This is a genomic window from Microbispora sp. NPDC088329 (assembly GCF_040685655.1).
GTDB lineage: Bacteria > Actinomycetota > Actinomycetes > Streptosporangiales > Streptosporangiaceae > Microbispora.
In genome coordinates, this window is record NZ_JBFBIP010000022.1 from 65,740 (window position 1) to 83,225 (window position 17,486).

Consider the following 17,486-nt stretch of genomic DNA (forward strand, 5'->3'; position numbering starts at 1 on the left):
GTCCGGCCTCCCAGACGTCCATGTCCGCGCGCCGTGAGGAGCCGCCCGCACCCCCCGATCCCCCCGCCGCGACGACCGGACCGAGGAGAGAGGTACTCATGCGTGTGCTCCACTCCCCATGGCGGCGCTCGATGCTGGCGCTGCTCGCCGCGGCCGCCGCGGTCATGGCCCTCGCCGTACGGCCCGCCGGCGCGTCGGTCCCCTCGACGCCCTCCGGCTGGTCGCTCGTCTGGTCGGACGACTTCAACGGCACGGCCGGAACGCTTCCCTCGTCCACCAACTGGATCATCGACACCGGCCACGCCTACCCCGGAGGCCCGGGCAACTGGGGCACCGGCGAGATTCAGAACTACACGTCCAGCACGTCCAACCTGAGCCTGGACGGCAGCGGCAACCTGCGCATCACGCCGATCGGCAGCGGGCAGAACTGGACGTCCGCGCGGATCGAGACCCGCCGCGCCGACTTCAAGCCGGCCGACGGCCGCATCCTCCGCATCGAGGGCCGCATCCAGATGCCGAACGTCACCGGCAGCGCCGCCCTCGGCTACTGGCCGGCCTTCTGGGCGCTCGGCGCGCCCTACCGGGGCAACTACCAGAACTGGCCCTCGATCGGCGAGCTCGACTTCATGGAGAACGTGAACGGGCTCAACACGGTCTGGGGGACGCTGCACTGCGGCGTGAACCCCAACGGGCCGTGCAACGAGACCAACGGCCTGAGCAACAGCCGGGCCTGCCCCGGCTCCACCTGCCAGTCGGCCTTCCATACCTACCGGTTCGAATGGGACCGCAGCGTGAGCCCCAACCAGCTCCGGTGGTACGTGGACGGCCAGCAGTTCCACAGCGTCAGCCAGGGTCAGCTCGACGCCACGACGTGGTCGAACATGACCTCCCACGCCGGATACTTCCTCCTGCTCAACGTCGCCATCGGGGGCGGCTTCCCCAACGGCGTCGCCGGCACCTCCACGCCTGGTTCGGCGACGGTATCCGGGCGCCCGATGGTGGTCGACTACGTGGCCGTATGGCAGAGCGGCGCGGCCAGCAGCCCGTCGCCGAGCCCACAACAGCCGGGAGGCGTGGACGCCCGCTCCACCATCCAGGCGGAGAACTACCAGGCGCAGAGCGGCACGCAGACGGAGACGACCCAGGACGCCGGCGGCGGGCAGGACGTCGGCTTCATCGCCAACGGCGACTGGCTGCGCTACGACGGCGTCAACTTCGGCTCGACGGCGGCGCGGCAGTTCAAAGCCAGGGTCGCCTCCGGCGCGGCGGCCGGCGTGAGCGGCCTCGTCCAGGTCAGGCTCGACAGCCCGACGGCGACTCCGATCGGCGACTTCGCCGTCGGCAACACCGGCGGCTGGCAGAACTGGACGACGGTGCCGGCCAACATCACGCCGACGACCGGCACCCACACCGTCTACATCACCTTCAGCAGCGGCCAGCCGGCCGACTTCGTCAACCTCAACTGGTTCACGTTCGCCACCTCGTGATCGCAGGGGCGTGACCGCATGGGCGGGGACCGCGGCGGTCCCCGCCCATGCATCGCGGCCGCCGTCACCCGGTGGGCGGCACGGTCGCGGGTGAGACCCCTTCGCTGGGTGTGGCGGGCGCGGACGGAGTCTGCGGAGTCTGCGGGGTCTGCGCCGGGGGCGCGCCGCCTCCGCCGTGTCCCGGCAACGCCGGCCGGCTGGCGTCCGCGACGATGATCGCCTTCGGGTTGTCCCCGGTCGTGCCCACGACCCAGACCTGGTCGCCCTGCTGGATCCCCTGCAGGCCCTTGTAGTCCGCGACGATCCTGGTCGACTCGTCGACCGTGTAGCTGCGGCCGTCCACCGTGAGGGTGCCGCTCTGCACCGAGTCCACCGCCCCGGTCTGGCTGGTGAAGGTCTGGTAGTCGCCGGCCGTGCCGGGCCGCTGAGCCTGCCCGAGCTGGAGCAGAGCGAGCTCGGTCATGCCGAACTGCGCGGGGCCGGGCTGGAGCTGTCCCGCCTGGGCGTACCGCGGCTGGTCCTGGCCGGGAGCGCCGGCCGCGGCGAGGCCGGCGCCGGTCGCGAGGGCGAGCGCCGCGGCGACTCCGAGGAGGAGCCGGGGCCGCTTGCCGTGCGGTTTCGGCGGCTTGCTGGACATGGTCATCGGTGTGCTCCCTCCACTCGGCGCTGGGGCACGACATGACACGGTGCGACATGACACGGCGCTCTTGCGCGCTGCGGTATGACACGGTGCGGCCTGACGTGGCCGGCGCGGCTGGGATTTGCGCGAATGACGTGCGCGGACGCGACCGTGGCAGGTCATGAGACGTCCGCGGGAAGGTGCGCGCCGGGTGTACGCGGCCGCGCGTGGAGCGCGCGTGCCCGCGAACCCGTCGCGGCGGGCCCGCCCAAGGGTCACTGCCCGTGCGCTCCTGGCCGGTGCGCTCCTGGCCGGGCCGTCCGGCGGATCCGCCCGGTCAGCCGCCGGTGCGTGCCGGTCGGCCTGCCTCCGGATCCTCTGGCCGCCCTACCCCATCGAGTACGGCGTTCACCGCCCGCTCGGTAAAGCCATCGTCGAGAGGCAATTGCCGGAATACCACCCGCAGCCAGACCGCACCGGCGAGCAAATCCATGATCAGCATCGGGTCGCCGGGATCGGCGATCTCGCCGCGTTCCCGGGCCCGCTCGAAGATCGGGAGCTCGCGGGTGAACCGGTCGGCGAAGAAGTCCCTGGCCGCCTCCGCGAGTTCGGGGTTGTTGGCGGCGGCGCCGAGCGCAGCGACGGCGATGTCCGCCGCCGGGGGAGTGGTGAGCAGCCGGGCCAGGCCGCCCACCAGTGCGTGGAGGTCGCCGCGCAGGCTGCCGGTGTCGGGCACGTCGAAGTCGAGCGCCCGCGCCTCGACCAGCGCCGTGCCGAGCAGGGCGGCCTTCGACGGCCACCACCGGTAGATCGTCGTCTTGTTGACCCCCGACCGCTCGGCCACACCCTCGATGGTCAGGCCCTCGTAGCCCTTCTCCGCCAGCAGGCGAAGCGCGGCGTTCAGGATGTCGTCCTTCTTGCGTGGGGCCATGCCGGGAGCCTACTGCAACGCACCGTTGTGTTTTACTAAGAAACACAACGCAACGTCGCGTTGTGTTGGAGGAGGTGCGTCATGAGTATGCCGGTGGTCTTCGTCCACGGCACCCGCGTGAGCGGCACGATGTGGTCCCCGGTCCGGGCGCTGCTGAGGGCTCCGTCCGCCGCGCCCGACCTGCCCGGTCACGGACGCCGCCGCGGCCTGCCGTACGACACGGAGGCGGCCTGCGGCGTCGTCGCGGAGGCGATCGAGGACCTGGGCGGCCGGGCGCTGGTCGTGGGGCTGTCCCTGGGCGGCTACGTGGGCATCGCCACCGCCGCGCGGCACCCGGACCTCGTCGCCGGCCTGGTCGCGATGGGCTGCACGGCGCGGCCGGATGTGCCCTGGGCGCGCGCCTACCGGCTCGCCGGGCGACTGGCCGCCCGCGATCCCGCCCTGGCCGACCGGGTGAGCCGCTTCGTGCTGCGCCGCATGCTGCCCGGCGCCGCCGGGGAAGCCATGATCGAGGGCGGCCTGAGCAGCGAGGTCGTGGCGTCCGTCGTCGCGGCGGTCACGGCGGAGGACCCCCTGGCCTCGCTGGCGGCCTACCCCGGGCGGGTCTGGCTGGTGAACGGCACCCGCGATCACTTGCGCGCCGACGAGCAGGCGTTCCTGCGGGCCTGCGCCGACGGCAACCTCACGCATCTGCCGGGCCGGGGTCATCTGACCGTGCTCGCCGACCCCGCCTGGCTCGCCCGCTTCATCGACGACGCCGCCCGGACCGTCGCACCCTGCCCGGGCTGATCAGCCCCGCGCCGCACGCCCGGTCCCGCTCAGCGCGGCGACGAGGGCGAGCGCCAGGTAGACGATCCCCGACGCGTACCTGAGCGTGCTCGCGCGCAGGCGGCGGCCGAGCGACCCGGCGGTGAGCGCGTACGCGAGGTCCGAGGCCAGCCCGATGACGGCGAGGACCAGCCCGAGAAGGAGGACCTGCCCGGGTACGTCGCCGAAGGGATCCACGAACTGCGGCAGGAACGCCAGGAAGAACAGCACGGTCTTGGGGTTCAGCACGTTGACCACGACGCCTTCGAGGTAGACCCGGCGCAGCGGCTGTGGCCTCGGCTCGTCACCGTCGGAGCCCCGGCCGGTGAGGGCGCGGACGCCGAGATAGGCGAGGTAGGCGACGCCGGCCCACTTCACCGCCGTGAACAGCTCCGCGGACCGCGCGAGCAGATAGGAGAGGCCGGCCGCCGCCGCGGCGATGTGGAGCAGCGTGCCCGTCTCCACGCCGAGGGCCGAGGCGACCCCTGCACGGCGGCCCTGGGCCACACCCCGGGCGGCGATGTAGAGATTGTTGGGGCCCGGCACGGCCACCACCGCCGCCGAGGCGGCCGCGTACACCAGGAACGTCGATGCGTCGATCACGCTTGCCGAGGCTAGAAGCGTCCCGGCCCGCGTACCCGGGCCAATCGGTGCCCGCGTCCGTGGACCAATGCGCTCAGAGCGGCTCGGGGCCCTTGGCGAGGTCCCGTACGATCTGGATCAGCTCGGCCGGGTCGAACGGCTTGGTGAGATAGGCGTCGACACCGATGTCGTATCCCCGCCTGCGATCGTCCTCCTGGGCTCGGGCGGTGATGAGCATGACCTTGATGTGCCGGGTGCTCGGGTCCTCCCGCAGCCGGGTCGCCGTCTCCCAGCCGTCCAGGCGCGGCATCATCACGTCGAGCGTGATCACATCGGGATCCACGTCATGGACGCGGTCCAAGCAGTCCTGCCCGTCGTACGCGGTCTCGACCTCGAACCCCTCAAGGGTCAGGTTGACCGCTATGAGCTGCCGGATGACCTCGTCGTCATCCACGACCAGCACGCGTCCCAGAAGCTCGCCCACGGCGGCAAAGCTAGCCAATGAGACGGGGTGGCCGCGCGGTTTTCGCTGATCCACATGCCCGCACTCTCCGGCGGCCGAAATGATGTCACGAGCGGCCTTCAAGTGCTGGTAGCCTTATCAGCGGTTGAGCCCCCTTAGCTCAGGGGATAGAGCACCGGCCTCCGGAGCCGGGTGCGCAGGTTCGAATCCTGCAGGGGGCACCAAACCTTGACCAGCGGATCAAGCCGCTGACCAGGGCGAACGACAGATCATCGGGCGGGCCTCCAGTCTCACGGAGTCCCGCCCGTTCTCATTGGCGCTCGCTGGTTGTGGACCAGTTGTGGACCGAATCTCACTGGGTCAATGCGGCCTCGATGCGGAGGTTGTTCTGCTCCTGGCGGCCGTCGAGGCACTTGGCGTAGCGCTTCAGGAGGACCTCCACGCTGTTGCCGGCGCGGGCCGCCACCTCGGTCGCGTCCACTCCGGCGTTGAGCCATGTGGACAGGGCGGCGTGCCGCAGGTCGTACGGGCGGCCGGCCAGTGGAGAGGCCACCTGTTGAGGGGTGAAGGCGAAGTGGCGCGCCTCCTCCCAGGCCCGGGAGTAGGTGGAAGCACCGAGAACGCCACCGCGCTCGTTGCGGAACAGGCGCCCATCGGGGGCCGTGCCGAACTCCTCCAGGTGAGCGCGGAGGATGGCCACCAGTTCGGGCGGGATGGGGACTTCCCGGACGGCACGCGGGTCCCGCTGCTTCAGGCCGCGCAGGTCATGGACGGTGCCCGTGTCCGTCCACTGCTTTCCGCTGCTCGGACGGGTCTTGGCCAGCGTCAGCAGCCCCCACCCTTCCTCGGGCAGGTGGCAGTCGTCTCGCCGCAGTCCTACGGCTTCGGCCGGCCGGACGCCCGCGAAGTACAGCGTGGCGTAGAAGGCCACGAGGCGACGGCCCCGGGCGCGGTGCCAGCTCCCCACGTAGGACACGGCGGTGAGCAGTTCCCGCGCTTGCTCGGGGTTGACGACGGCCCGCCGGTCGACGACGTCTTCCTTGGCGACCTTCTTCTGCTTGATCCGCTTGAGCGGGTTGTCCTTGAGTTCACCGAGATCCACGCCGTACTCGAGCGCCGTGTTCAGCCCTCGGCGTCGACGAGCCGTGGTGTCGGCCGCGGCGGGCCTCCGGTCGAGAGTAAGGCCGAGGGCATCACTCACGCGGCGCGCGACGATCGGATCGGCCATGTCGGCGAGCGGGAGCGTGGACTTCTGCAGAATCCGCAGGGTCGGCGCCAGGTCGGCGGGTGCGGCCTCGCCGTCCTCCCGTGGGATCAGCGCCCATTGCATGGCAACGCGGATCTCCTTCCGGGGCAGGCCAAGTGCTTCGCCGTCGAGCATCGCGAACGTGGCCACGGCCAAGCTGTCCACGATGCTCTCCCGGGTCTTCGCGGCAGCGCCGGGCCAGCGCATCGCGGTGTACTTGATGGCGAAGTCGTACCAGCTCATGGGCGGCTCCTCGGCCGCCGTGGGGAGCATGGAGGCCGGCAGGCCGGTCTCCGTGTCGAAGAGCTCGCCGTTCTTTGCGGCCTTGAGGAGGTCGGCGCGGAAGTTGTCGGCGAGCGCCTTGGTCAGGAAGGCTTTCGACTTCGGCTCTGTCCCGACCTTCCATCGGAGCTGGTACGGCTTGGCACGGCCCTTGCGGTTGCGGATGCTCCAGATCACGACGTCATGAGTCAGCATGTATGCCTTCGCTCCTAGCCGATGGTGTTCTCGAAGGTGGCGAGCCAGGCGTCGAGGTCGCGGCGCCGGATCTTGCGCTTCCCGTTGGGCAGCTTGAGCGACTTCGGGCCGCGTCCCGTGTTGAGCCAGCGGTAGAAGGTGGACTTCGGTACGTCGATCTCGTCCAGGACCTCGGCGATGGTGAGCATGCTCTTCGCTCGCGTCGTCATGGTCGTGACTACCTTTCTCGTATCTGATGGCGTCGTTATGGGTGGGCCGGAATGTGCTCCGGGTGCGTCTCTGCTGCGGGGGGGCTGAAACATCTCCGCATCTCCGCATCTCCGCAGGACCGGCTTTGAGCTGGTCGGATGGTTGCGGAGATGGGGAGGCTGGGCCGGTGTCATCTCCGCAGACGGGGGGTCATCTCCGCACTGGTTGCGGAGATGCGGAGATGGACGGCGATTGATCATCGCTATCTCCGCACGCGTTTTGCCAGGTCGCAGGGTGTGTTGCGGAGATGCGGAGATGCGGAGATGTTTCAGCGCTCTGTCACCCATGGCGCTCGACCCAAAAGACGTTTCGGTCGCCTCGGTCGTTCTTGGCCGAGCGGATGACGTAGTCGCCGCGCCAGCGTCCGATCTGGCCGGTGAGGAGCCGGCCGAGGGCCAGGGGGTTGGGCAGGCGGCCGGTGTGGGTGGTGATGAACTGGCCGTCCCAGCGGTCGTTTTCGTCGAAGCCGAGGCGGTCGGGTTCGCCGGAGCGGCGTAGTTCTGCGGCGGTCATGGGCTGGTCGCCGTGCAGGCGGTGCCAGCAGGCCAGGAATGCGCGCCAGCGGGTTTCGTCCTCGTCGATGTCGCGGACGTCGGCGGCGTTGGCCAGGAAGCCCTCTATGCCGTGCTGGGCGAGGAACCCGCCGAGGGATTGCGCCCAGGGTGTGAACTGCCGCATCGACATGCCCGCGGCCCGGGGGGCACCGTGGCTGGTCCAGTCCAGGATCAGGATGAGCAGGTGCCACAAGACGGTGAGCTGGTTGGCCGGGGCGGTGATCCACTGGTCCAGGTGTGGGATGCCGAACCGGGACTGGTCGCGCTGTTCGGGGCGGGGCATGTTCGGGTCCAGGCGGACGCGCACCGTACGTGAGGCCATGTCGCCGCCGACTTGGAGGTTGTTGCCGGTGGCCATCCAGAGCCGGTCGTTGACGGTGGCGATGTTGCGGGAGGCGCCGAGCTGGCGGTCGGACCAGACACCGGCGGTGACGAGCAGGGCGAGGGTGGCTGAGTCGATGACGGTGCCTTCGGCGAGGTTGTCCCAGACCACGACGCCGACCTGTTCGGCCAGGACCGCGGTGATGCTCTTGCGGAGTTCTTCTTCGGTGTAGGCCCAGGGCAGGACGCGCTGGCCGTACAGCATGCCGGGGCCGCCGGTGAGGATGGACTTGCCGGAGGCGGGCATGGTCGCGTCGATCAGTGCGAACGGGGTCAGGCTGCGGGTGTAGTGCCGCAGGATCGGGGTGGCCAGCAGCGCGAGGTAGTTGGCCCGGTCGGCGGGGCCGGCCCAGGGGAAGTCGCGTAGGAACCGATTCAGTAGGAAGTCCCGGGCGGCCTGTACCTGCTCGGGGCTCGGGCGGTCGGGAACCTTGGGCAGCGCGACCTTGGAGGCCAAGTAGAGGCCGGTGGCCGCGTCGTAGCCGGGCCGCTGCAGCAGGGTGCCGTCGCGGCGCAGCACCGGGGCGCCGATCACCCCACGCAGCGGCGGCACGCCGGGCCAGGTCTTGCCCGCCAGGACGGAGGCCAGGATGTCCCGGGGCGGGGTGACCTCCTCCTCGTACGTCTCGACTCCTCCGCTGCCGTCTTTGCGGGAGCGCATCCGGTAGACGTAGGCGTGTTCGGCCAGCAGCCCGGCCAGGGTGGCCGGGGTGATGGTGCTGGCGGTGACCGGCAGGGGAGAGTCTTCGTCAGCGGCGGGGCTGGCCTGGCCGCCGGAGATGGTCTCCATGTGGACTAGGGCGCCGCCGCTCACGTAGGTGTCGGGCAGGAGCTGGTCGGCCAGGGCGGCCTTGAGGACCCGGATGGTCTCCGGGCCTGAGCCGATCTGAACCTGCGTCCAGCCGTTTGATTCGCTCACGCGGGCACGCTCCGGGGCCGGTTGGCGCCCGCGCGGAACCCGGACTGGATGGTCCGCCGGGCCTGCGTGGGCGGGTGCCCGGTCTGTACGGCTGCCTCCAGCAGCAGGCCCTCGGTGTCGGTGGCGTCCAGCGCGCCGCCGGCCACGAGCTGCCCGAGCGCGACGGCCGCGCCGTACAGGGTGGTGTTCAGGCTCCCGTCGGGCGCGGCGGCGATCGCGTCCAGGCTGGCGCGGATGGCGGCATCCAGGTAAGCGCCCCGGCGGCCGGTGCGCAGCGGGACGACGACGGGCCGCTGCGGCGGCAGAGGGGCGGGGCGGAGCCGTTCGGCCAGCCAGCCCGGCAACGGCGCCACCTCATCGCGGCGGGTGACCTCGTAGGGTCCGGCGCCGTCGGGCAGGTCGACGACGCTGCCGGGGCCGACGACGTACCCGCCGGCCGCGCGGGTGTCGATCTTCCAGCCGAGTCCGTTGCCGTGGTCGCCAGAGGTATTGCCCAGCGGCGGGTCGCCGGGTGGGGCGGTGAAGTACAGGTGGATGCCGCCGCGGCGGGTGGTGACGGTGAAGGTGTCGAACGGCAACGGCTGGCCGGCCTGTTCGCACAGCACGGCCAGCACGTCCGCGCCGTCGGTGACGCCGGGAAGCGCCCAGGCAGGCGGCGGCGTCTCGCCGGGCTTGGGCTTGTCCAGGTCGATCACCACCAGGCGAGAGGGGCCGGTGGCGATGCCGATATTGAACGGCCTGCACCCCCACAGACGGCGGATCAGCTCGGGGTCGGTGGTGTTGCGCTCCTTCCACGCCCAGCCCTTCAGCGGCACCTTGCCCCCCGGCACGAGCGGGAAGACGTGCCAGCCGCGGGTCGCGGCGGCCAGGGCGTAGCGAAGCTGATCGTTCATGCGGTGGTGCTCCTTGAGCGTGTTCGGGCAGCACGAGATCGGCAGGCGTGACAGGGGCGGGTGTCACGGATAGGGGCTGGGGATGGGAGTTACAGGTCAGCGGGGGTGTGACCCCGTGACAGCAGCTCCGTGACAGCCCTGTGACAGGGGGCGTGAACGGGCATGACACCCGTGCATGACAAGATCATCCGCGCGGGCGCGGCGCGTCCCACGCGCAGCCGCACGGGGGCTGGGGCGGCGCCGTCGTCACGGCCCGCACCGGGGGCCTGGGATCAGGCGGCGCGGTCGTAGCCGTCGCGGCCGTGGTCGTCGTGGTCCAGCGGGGACAGGTCGGTGATGGTGTAGGCGCGGGCGGTCCCGGACTTGGTCACCGTGAGGACGCCGCGGTCGGTGAGGTCGGACAGGACCTTGTAGATCCAGCCGCGGCCGTTGCCGGTTTTGTGCCGTACGGCGGTCAGCTCGTCGTCGGTGGCGGTGAAGGTGGGCGTGCCGGTCTGGTGGCGGTGGCGCAGCCAGGCGTAGACGAGCTGGCGCGCTTGGGCGGGGTCTAGCTTCACCAGGGGCCCGTCGGCCTGCAGCGCGTCGGCCTCCTCCGGGGTTGGCTGGCGGATCGCGTCGTCGGGGCCGGCGGACAGGGACGGGTCGGGATCGTCCATGTGGGCCAGGGCGGCGGTGACGACGTCCCCGGTGGCGCGCAGCTGCTCCACCAGCTGCACGGCGTTGCGGTCGTCGGCGGCCACCAGGACCGGCCGGAGGTCGTCACCGGGGGCGGGCGGGCCGACGATGTCCTTGCGCTGGAGGGCTTCCAGCAGGCGCAGGCAGTCGGTCCAGGCGATGCGAAGCTTGCGCTGCAGCATGGCCGGGGAGGCGTGCTGGGTGGCGATCACCAGCTCGGCGGCGTCAGCCAGCAGCTCGGCGAAGTTCGCGGCGAACTCCTCACGCTCGTCCTGCGGGCCGTACCCGGTGCCGGCGGGTGCCGGGATCACCGCCGTAGTCGCCGTACTCACGGCGGGGGCCGGGCCGGTGGGGCGGGCCAGGGCGGCGGTGAAGTCGTCCACCTGCTTGCTCCTCGCGGGGTAGGTGGCGGCGTGGGCGGCCATGGCGGCGCGGGCTTCGCTGCTGTTGCGGCCCCAGGTGTAGGTGCGCAGGGGCATGGCGTAGTGGGTGGCGCGGATGCTGCGGGCGTCGAGGTAGGCCATGCCGGGGTAGTGGTCTTCCCACTCGTGCGGGACGACGTCGGCCTTGCGCTGCCGCGCGGATACGCCGTATTTGACGTCGTCGGGGTCGGACAGGCCGAAGCACATCTTGGCCATCTGGGACCGGAACAGGGTGGGGATCTGGGTGTAGTCGGCGCGTTGCAGCGACAGGATCACGCTTCCGCCGGCGGAACGCATCTCCTTGAGGATCTCCCCGAGGCGTTCTTCGTCGTCGGCGCTGAGTTCGTTGACGAGCTTGGCGATCTCCTCGATGTGCAGGTACCAGTAGGTCAGCCCGCACCCGGGCTCCCAGTCGCTGTAGCCGTGGTCGGCCAGCCACTTGGTGCGCTGGGGGATCGCCTCATGCATGGCGCGGATCAGCTCCACCGCACCGGCCTTGCCGGTCTCGAACCGGTGCAGGCCCTCCCTGAGCGGCCCCATGGTCTGGTCGTCTTTGGAGATGTCGATGGAGAACACCGCCGCGTCGTGGCGGGTGATGATCTCCCCGATGATGTTCCACGCCCCGCCGATGCTCTTGCCGGAGCCGGTGCGGCCCATGATCTGCAGGTGGTGCCCGACGAACCGGTACAGCACGTCGTCCCCGTCCTGATACAGCCCGATCCGCAAAGGCTCGGTGATGGACGCGCCGGGGTGGGACGGGCCGGGCCAGGCGATCGGCTGGCGGATCGCGCGGGGGTCGGAGACGGTGATGTGCGCGCGGTCGGCCCGGTCGTCATCCCGGGCGACGATCACGCTGCCGGGCGGCAGCTGCATGCCCGACTCGATGCGGTCGGTGGCCTTGATGGCGTCGTCGGCGGTCTTCTCCCCGGGCGGCAGCTGCATCTGCCCCTTGACCTTGTGCTCGGTCACCTGGGTCGCGCGGACCTTCGCACCCTTGAGCCCGGCCTGTTCCCGGGCGCGGGCGAACAGCGTCCCGAGGGCGTCCCCGCCGTCGTGCTCCCCGTCGCCGCTGGTGTTGCGGATGACCGTGCGGATGTTCCACGACAGGGCCAGCGTGGCACCGCCGAAGAACAACGCCCCGTTGACCACCGGGGGGTGCAGGCCGGTGATGGTGGCGGTGGTGAACCATGCACTGGCGGCCGCGGTGGTGATGGTGGCGTGCAGGCGGCCGATCAACCTGCGCTGGTGGGTGATGGCCCACGTCAAGGCAGTGAGGGCGGTGGAGCCGAGGGTGCAGCCGACCGCCGCCCACGTCACCGCCGGCGCCTGGCCCCATATGGCGTGGGAGATGGCCCCGGCGGCGGCTTCGGCGCCGAGGATGACCCACGGCGGGACCAGCACGCCGACCTTGGACAGCGTCGCGGCGGCCAGGCGTTCCATGGTCGCGTCCTGCACGAGCTGCAGGGAGGTGGTGTTGCGTGCCATCACAGATCGACCTTCCCCTTGTACTCCTTGCCCTTGGTGTCGCGCTTTTCCATCGCTTCCAGGGCCTCGAGGAACTCCTGCCGGAACTGCAGGTTGAACTTGACCGCCTCAGCCGAGATCCCCTGGGCGATCTCGCGGGCCTCCCGTAGCTGGCGGGCCACCCGCCACGCGCGGGCGCGGATGTCGATTCCCCGCAGCAGGGGGTGCCCCTTCAGCTGGCTCATCGCGGCCTCGGCTGCGGCTTCGGCGTGGTCGAGCTCGCGGGCCAGGTCGTGCGCGAAACGCTGGGTGGCCAGAGTGTAGGCGGCGATTTTCGCCGGCACCTTGCCGTGGAACTCGATACCGGCGATCTCGTCCAGCCGGTCGTTACCGGTCCCCATGCCGGGGCCTCCCTTCACTGATTGGGCAGGAAGTGCTTGCGGTAGGCGCGGGGGAAGTCTCCGCCCCGCTCAGCCAGGGCCGCGGCCAGATCCCGGGCGCGCTTGAGCCGCTTGGCCACCCGGCGGGCCCGGACCTTGGAATCCAGGCCGAACAGCAGCAGGTGACCCTTCATGGTCGACATCGCGGCTTCGGCGTCCACCGCGGCGATCTCCAGCTCCACGCCCCACCGCTCCCCAAGCGCGGTGAGCTGCTTGCCGTAGGCGAGAAACGCCTCCCCGAGGGAGCCGGTGAACTCGATCGCGGACAGTTCGGTGATGTTGCGGCTGCTCATCAGCGCCATACCTCCTGATCGGTGTCGATGACCTCCGCGTCGACCACGTCGCTGCCGGGGTCGCTCAAGTGGCTTGTGCAGGTGCGGCACTCGGCGGCGACCACCCGGGCGACCGCCGCGGCCAGGCGGCGAACCCGGGGGAGCAGCGGGGGCAGCCCCAGCAGCGCGGTCAGCCACGCATCCGCCGCCGTGACCAGCAGCACCAACAGGGCCAGCGCCACACACAGCGCCAGGCGCAACCAGGCGCGGATGCGCGGCCAGGCGCCGGGCCGGGGCCGCTGGTGGGCGGCCGCGGGGACGCAGACGGTCCTCACGCCGTCTCCTCGCTGGTTGGGCCGGTCAGGGTGAACAAGGGCTCTTGGCCCTCGCACAGGGCGCACGGCTCCCACTCCCGGCAGTCGTGCCGCTGAGGGTCGCGGCACTGCTGGCGGGCGGGCACCAGCGGCAACGTCGTGATGTGCCGCTCCAGGTCCATCCGGGCCAGGCTGCGCACCTGGTGCACCTCTCCCGTCCTGCCGCAGGTGCAGCGCATCTGATAGGTCCTGCCGACTGCGTCGGCTCCGGACGCGACGACCGGGCGATGCCGGACCACGGCCGACACTGGGGCCGGTGCCTGGGCGGCCGTTGTGGTCTTCCTCGGGCGGTCCATCACGCACCCCCGGCCAGGGCGTCGCGGACGGCGCGAGCGTCGTCCATCCCGCACCGAAGGATCCGCTGCAGCCGGTACGCGCTCGGGGCCGCCGGAAGCTCCCCGACCGCGATCAGCGCCCGCGCCCGCTCGATCAACCGGGCCACCTCCGGCCCGATCCCCCTTACCGGATCATGGGCGTTTGCGCTGTACGTAAGGCCGGTAAGCCCGTGATCGAGGCTGGCGAACCGGGCTAGCAGGCGGGGCCAGCCGGTCATCACCGCGTACGCCACGACCGGGCCAAGCACATGCAGTACGAGGCTCGGGAAGCGGAACGGCTCGGCCACTCCGGGCAGGTGCGGGAAGGCGTTCATCCCGAGCGTGAGGGCCACGAACACGTACTCGATACGGTCCAGCGTCCGGTCGTCTGCCGGTTGCCCTCGGGTTCCGAAGTATGCTCGGGCGCCCACGAAGCACAGCAGCGCGATCGACATGAACGGCTCGACGAACCAGGCGAACAGCCACGACGGCGACCAGGCCGGGGCGCCCTCGGCGGCGAACAGTTGCACTCCGGCTGTCGACCAGCCCAGCGCCAGCGCCAGCGCGATCGACAGACCGACGTTCACCCGGCGCCGGGCCTTGGCCGCGCTGTAAGCCAGCTGCACGGGCTGCTGGGACAGCTCGTGCAGGCGGGCGGCCTCATGTGCCTTCTTCCGCCGCTTGCGGACCTTCGGCGTGTCCAGCAGCAGCGGCGCGTCATCGTCCTGCAGGCCGGCCAGCAGGTGTGCCTCGGCCACCTCCGCGCGCAGCCGCTGCACACGGCGAGTCTCTCCCGTCACGCCTCCTACGCCCTGCCCGTCCACAGGGGGCGTGAAAGGCGGGGCGGGCGCGGTCGGGGCCGCCTCGGCGAGGTGCCGCTCGATTGCGGCCAAGCCGCGCGTCACCTCGTCTGGATCTGGGGCGGACAAGGGAGTGGCACTCATCGGGACACCTCCTGCGCGTCGTGCCAGGCCTGCTCGCGCTCGTCGATGCGCTGACGGGCCTCATCCATGGCTTGAAGGCGGGCAGTGACCGAGTCCAGGCCCTGGCCGCGCAGTTCCTTGACCCGCTCGTGGTAGATCTCCAGGTCACTCACGCCGGCCCCGGGGGCCTGCGGCTTGACCTCGGCGTCGAGGTACACACGCGCACGGGTGGAAGCGCCCCGGCACGGGTAGCGGTCGGACTGGCTGACCACCCGCAACGCGTTGCCGATGATGCGGGCAGCCTGGGCGACCTCGCTCGGCTCGCCGATCAACCGGACACTGATCACGCTGTCACCTCCGGCCCGGCGATACGGGCGGCGGCAACCTCGCGCAGACGAGCGGCGGCCTCGGTCGCCAGCTCGGCCAGCCGGTCCATCGCGGCGGCCTCAGCCTCGGCGTCCACCGAAACTCCACCAACCTCGACGTACACGCCGCAACCGAGGTCGATGCGGACCACGCCGGGAATGATCGTGCTGACGGTGAGGTCGATGTCGGTGGCGCGGATCCCGTACAGGGCGCATCGAAGCTGAGCCATCAGGCTCTCACCGCCTCGGTTCCGCCGGCCTCCTGGGCCTCGCGTGCCAGGGCCGCCGTGTACTCGCGGATGGCGGAGGCGGGGATGAGCCGGGCGCGACCCTGGCGGACCGAGCGCAGCCGGCCGGACCGGATGAGCTCGTAGACGGTGCTGCGGCCCAGGCTGAGGAGCTTCATCGCGTCCGGGACGCGGTAGTGCTGGATGTCCTCGGTGGTGTTGGTAACGACGAACGCGGTCGCCATGATGGGTGATACCTCCATTGGTGGGGGTGCGGCCCCGACGCTGCTTTGGTCGGTGAGGTCGGGGCCGCTCTTCGCGTGGGTTGAGCTGCCGCTCCGGGCACCCGAGCACCCGCAACGTCAGCGCGCCGCTGCTACCGGCGGGGCAGCTTGGCTGGAATCCGGACCGGCCCCGACGCCGGGGCCTTGGGCGACGCCGGCGGTTTGGCCTGCTGCGCTTCCGACTGGGCGATGAGGTCTTGGGCGTAGCCCTGTACGTCTCGGCGGGTCACCGCTTGCCGCCCTTGTGGTCGTGGTTGATAGGGGCGGAGCTGACCGCGCCGCAGCTGCAGGTGTGAAGCGGCTTGCCGGGCTTAACGTCATTGGCGCCCGCCGGCCACTGACCGTGGCCTTGCTTCGTGGTCGTCTTGCCGCCGCTCACCGGGCCGCCCGCTTCCTCTGCTCGGCCTTGACCTGCTTGTCGTACTCGTCCCGCACGTTCCGGCTCGGGTCGGTGCCAGGCCACCCCGAGGGGCGCTCACCGTTCGGCCACCCCGTGTGAAGCGGGATGTGGTGAATGGTGGTCTGTCGTGCCATCCTGAAGCTCCTTGTTCGGTGACTCGGGGCGGCGTCTTGCCGGATGGACGCCCCAAGTCGGGGGACAGGGGTTGTTGATCAGGCCCTGGCGGGGTGCCACCCGCCGGGGCCTTTCTTGTGTCCGCGGATGTCCGCCGACGTACGCCTCCAACCTTACTGCCTTCCATGAAAGCTAGCAAGGTTGTCGCGTGTGATTGACCTGCGAGATCCGGTGCAGAACGCCTTACTGCCCTCCGAGTAAGGTGAGAAAGTAGGTGATCTGGCGGACCGCAGGAGGCAGCGTGCCGGAGCAGAAGTGGGCGAGCGTGTCGACGCCGTACATCCAGCCGTACACCGCTGGGCAGGCGGACGCATGGGCGGAAGAGGCAGCCCTGCACGGCCATACAGGGACGCATCGGCTTGGCGAGGTAGGGGAGCAGCCGGCACCGAAGGATGTCGCGGAGCGCCTTCAGCTCACCCCTGGCGACCCGGTTGTCGTCCGGCGCCGGATCGTGCTCCTGGACGAACGGCCCGTAGAGCTGGCGGACTCCTATTACCCCGCGGCGATCGCCCGGGGCACCCAACTTGCCGAGCCGCGCAAGGTCGCCGGCGGCGCCGTCGTGCTCCTAGCTGAACTCGGTTATGAGCCCCGGCATGCCGAGGAGGACGTCTACGCCCGGCCAGCGTCAGAAGACGAGCGGCATGCTCTCGGTCTCAACGAGCACGGCTGGGTCCTGGTGTTGACCCGCACACTCCGAGCGGACAACGGCAAGCCGATCGAGGTCAGCGTGATGAAGATGAACCCGCAGGGCCGCTACCTGCGGTATGAGACAACCCTGTAATCAGAGAGGAAACGGGCCGTGGCGCGAAAGTCGGACGATCGACCCCCGCAACTGAGGATTGCCGCCGACCTTCGGGCGAAGATCATGTCGGGGGAACTTGAGCCGGGCCAAAAGCTTCCCTCTACGGCGGAACTGGCAGAGACGTATGGCACCGCCCCGGCCACCGCGCACAACGCAACCAAGCTCCTTCAAGCTGAGGGGTTCGCTTATGGCCAGGCCGGCAAAGGCGTCTTCGTTCGCGACCGGCGTCCGTTCGTCGTCCGGACCGCCGCCTACTTCGACCCGGCCGAGCGCGGTGTCGCCTACCGGCTGCTAGATGTCGCAGAGGTCGAGGCGCCCAAGGCCGTGGCAGCCGAGCTGGGGGAGAAGCGGGCCGTACTGCGGCACCGGTTGATGTTGCGAGACGAGGAACCCGTCGAAGTGTCCTGGTCGTACTACCCGCACAGCTTGGTCGCCGGCACCGCGCTCAGCCGTCGCGGACGCATCCGAGGGGGCGCGCCGGCCGTGCTCGCCGAGCTCGGCTACCCGGAGCGTGAGTTCACTGACAGCGTCTCCGTACGGCCGCCCACCATAGAAGAGGCCGAACTTCTGGAGCTTCCCGAGGGCATCCCAGTGATCCGGCAGTTCCGCGTTGTTCACTCAGATGAAGCACGCCCGGTCGAAGCTTCTATCCTCATCAAGGGTGGGCACCTCTACGAGCTGAAATACCATCAGCTAATTCCGAGGTGAGATCTACTGACGTTATATGGGAAATCCTCTTGGC

Annotated in this window: 22 protein-coding genes and 1 tRNA gene; 5 read left to right on the forward strand and 18 right to left on the reverse strand. The window is 70.5% G+C overall.

The window, feature by feature from the left end:
* Positions 1 to 98: 98 nt before the first annotated feature.
* The gene (locus AB0O28_RS31710; RefSeq protein WP_363646240.1) at positions 99 to 1,487 is read left to right on the forward strand and encodes a glycoside hydrolase family 16 protein; all 1,389 of its coding nucleotides are present in this window, start codon (positions 99 to 101) and stop codon (positions 1,485 to 1,487) included.
* Between the two features lie 64 nt (positions 1,488 to 1,551).
* On the opposite strand, the gene AB0O28_RS31715 is transcribed toward AB0O28_RS31710, so the two are convergent.
* Together AB0O28_RS31715 and AB0O28_RS31720 are read right to left on the reverse strand one after the other, a co-directional pair.
* Positions 1,552 to 2,130, reverse strand: coding sequence for a DUF5666 domain-containing protein (locus tag AB0O28_RS31715; RefSeq protein ID WP_363646241.1), 579 nt, complete (start codon positions 2,128 to 2,130; stop codon positions 1,552 to 1,554).
* A 313-nt stretch (positions 2,131 to 2,443) separates the two neighbouring features.
* Positions 2,444 to 3,037 carry a TetR/AcrR family transcriptional regulator gene (locus AB0O28_RS31720; protein ID WP_363646242.1) on the reverse strand — a complete coding sequence of 198 codons (594 nt, stop codon included), beginning with the start codon at positions 3,035 to 3,037 and terminating at the stop codon, positions 2,444 to 2,446.
* Positions 3,038 to 3,118: 81 nt separating this feature from the next.
* Here AB0O28_RS31720 and AB0O28_RS31725 point away from each other — a divergent pair, with 81 nt between their 5' ends.
* A complete protein-coding gene (locus AB0O28_RS31725; protein ID WP_363646243.1) occupies positions 3,119 to 3,826 on the forward strand; it encodes an alpha/beta hydrolase in 708 nt (235 codons plus the stop codon).
* Here AB0O28_RS31725 and AB0O28_RS31730 read toward each other — a convergent pair whose 3' ends face one another.
* The gene (locus AB0O28_RS31730; RefSeq protein WP_363646244.1) at positions 3,827 to 4,447 is read right to left on the reverse strand and encodes a LysE family translocator; all 621 of its coding nucleotides are present in this window, start codon (positions 4,445 to 4,447) and stop codon (positions 3,827 to 3,829) included.
* 73 nt (positions 4,448 to 4,520) lie between these two features.
* Entirely contained in the window at positions 4,521 to 4,889 is a 369-nt protein-coding gene (locus AB0O28_RS31735) for a response regulator (protein WP_363646302.1), read from the reverse strand.
* A 149-nt stretch (positions 4,890 to 5,038) separates the two neighbouring features.
* Here AB0O28_RS31735 and AB0O28_RS31740 point away from each other — a divergent pair.
* Positions 5,039 to 5,113, forward strand: a tRNA-Arg gene (locus AB0O28_RS31740).
* A gap of 128 nt (positions 5,114 to 5,241) precedes the next feature.
* Here AB0O28_RS31740 and AB0O28_RS31745 read toward each other — a convergent pair.
* The 14 genes from AB0O28_RS31745 to AB0O28_RS31810 all read right to left on the reverse strand — a co-directional run bounded on the left by AB0O28_RS31745 (position 5,242) and on the right by AB0O28_RS31810 (position 15,902).
* Positions 5,242 to 6,612: a site-specific integrase gene (locus AB0O28_RS31745; protein ID WP_363646245.1), complete on the reverse strand. Its 1,371-nt coding sequence runs from the start codon at positions 6,610 to 6,612 to the stop codon at positions 5,242 to 5,244.
* Positions 6,613 to 6,626: 14 nt separating this feature from the next.
* Positions 6,627 to 6,821, reverse strand: a complete 195-nt coding sequence (locus AB0O28_RS31750; RefSeq protein ID WP_363646246.1) for a helix-turn-helix domain-containing protein — start codon at positions 6,819 to 6,821, stop codon at positions 6,627 to 6,629.
* A 319-nt stretch (positions 6,822 to 7,140) separates the two neighbouring features.
* Positions 7,141 to 8,715 (reverse strand): hypothetical protein, encoded by a 1,575-nt coding sequence (locus tag AB0O28_RS31755; RefSeq protein WP_363646247.1) that lies wholly within the window; start codon positions 8,713 to 8,715, stop codon positions 7,141 to 7,143.
* Positions 8,712 to 9,608 (reverse strand): bifunctional DNA primase/polymerase, encoded by an 897-nt coding sequence (locus tag AB0O28_RS31760; RefSeq protein WP_363646248.1) that lies wholly within the window; start codon positions 9,606 to 9,608, stop codon positions 8,712 to 8,714. The genes AB0O28_RS31755 and AB0O28_RS31760 overlap by 4 nt, the downstream gene beginning before the upstream one ends.
* 272 nt (positions 9,609 to 9,880) lie before the next feature.
* Complete coding sequence (locus AB0O28_RS31765; protein WP_363646249.1) at positions 9,881 to 12,190, reverse strand: DNA translocase FtsK; 2,310 nt, start codon at positions 12,188 to 12,190, stop codon at positions 9,881 to 9,883.
* Entirely contained in the window at positions 12,190 to 12,570 is a 381-nt protein-coding gene (locus AB0O28_RS31770) for a hypothetical protein (protein ID WP_363646250.1), read from the reverse strand. The genes AB0O28_RS31765 and AB0O28_RS31770 overlap by 1 nt, the downstream gene beginning before the upstream one ends.
* A gap of 14 nt (positions 12,571 to 12,584) precedes the next feature.
* Positions 12,585 to 12,902 carry a hypothetical protein gene (locus AB0O28_RS31775; RefSeq protein WP_363646251.1) on the reverse strand — a complete coding sequence of 106 codons (318 nt, stop codon included), beginning with the start codon at positions 12,900 to 12,902 and terminating at the stop codon, positions 12,585 to 12,587.
* The gene (locus tag AB0O28_RS31780) at positions 12,902 to 13,216 is read right to left on the reverse strand and encodes a hypothetical protein (protein ID WP_363646252.1); all 315 of its coding nucleotides are present in this window, start codon (positions 13,214 to 13,216) and stop codon (positions 12,902 to 12,904) included. Before AB0O28_RS31780 ends, AB0O28_RS31775 begins: the two co-directional genes overlap by 1 nt.
* The gene (locus tag AB0O28_RS31785) at positions 13,213 to 13,434 is read right to left on the reverse strand and encodes a hypothetical protein (RefSeq protein ID WP_363646253.1); all 222 of its coding nucleotides are present in this window, start codon (positions 13,432 to 13,434) and stop codon (positions 13,213 to 13,215) included. The genes AB0O28_RS31780 and AB0O28_RS31785 overlap by 4 nt, the downstream gene beginning before the upstream one ends.
* A gap of 116 nt (positions 13,435 to 13,550) precedes the next feature.
* Entirely contained in the window at positions 13,551 to 14,369 is an 819-nt protein-coding gene (locus AB0O28_RS31790; RefSeq protein ID WP_363646254.1) for a hypothetical protein, read from the reverse strand.
* A gap of 140 nt (positions 14,370 to 14,509) precedes the next feature.
* A complete protein-coding gene (locus AB0O28_RS31795) occupies positions 14,510 to 14,839 on the reverse strand; it encodes a hypothetical protein (RefSeq protein WP_363646255.1) in 330 nt (109 codons plus the stop codon).
* On the reverse strand, positions 14,836 to 15,087 hold the full coding sequence (locus AB0O28_RS31800; protein WP_363646256.1) for a hypothetical protein: 252 nt from the start codon (positions 15,085 to 15,087) through the stop codon (positions 14,836 to 14,838). The genes AB0O28_RS31795 and AB0O28_RS31800 overlap by 4 nt, the downstream gene beginning before the upstream one ends.
* Entirely contained in the window at positions 15,087 to 15,329 is a 243-nt protein-coding gene (locus tag AB0O28_RS31805) for a helix-turn-helix domain-containing protein (protein ID WP_363646257.1), read from the reverse strand. The genes AB0O28_RS31800 and AB0O28_RS31805 overlap by 1 nt, the downstream gene beginning before the upstream one ends.
* Before the next feature lie 414 nt (positions 15,330 to 15,743).
* Positions 15,744 to 15,902: a hypothetical protein gene (locus tag AB0O28_RS31810; protein WP_363646258.1), complete on the reverse strand. Its 159-nt coding sequence runs from the start codon at positions 15,900 to 15,902 to the stop codon at positions 15,744 to 15,746.
* A 281-nt stretch (positions 15,903 to 16,183) separates the two neighbouring features.
* Between AB0O28_RS31810 and AB0O28_RS31815 the strand changes: the two genes are divergently transcribed.
* Together AB0O28_RS31815 and AB0O28_RS31820 are read left to right on the forward strand one after the other, a co-directional pair.
* The gene (locus AB0O28_RS31815) at positions 16,184 to 16,723 is read left to right on the forward strand and encodes a GntR family transcriptional regulator (protein WP_363646259.1); all 540 of its coding nucleotides are present in this window, start codon (positions 16,184 to 16,186) and stop codon (positions 16,721 to 16,723) included.
* An 18-nt stretch (positions 16,724 to 16,741) separates the two neighbouring features.
* On the forward strand, positions 16,742 to 17,452 hold the full coding sequence (locus AB0O28_RS31820) for a GntR family transcriptional regulator (protein ID WP_363646260.1): 711 nt from the start codon (positions 16,742 to 16,744) through the stop codon (positions 17,450 to 17,452).
* The last annotated feature ends 34 nt before the right edge of the window (positions 17,453 to 17,486 follow it).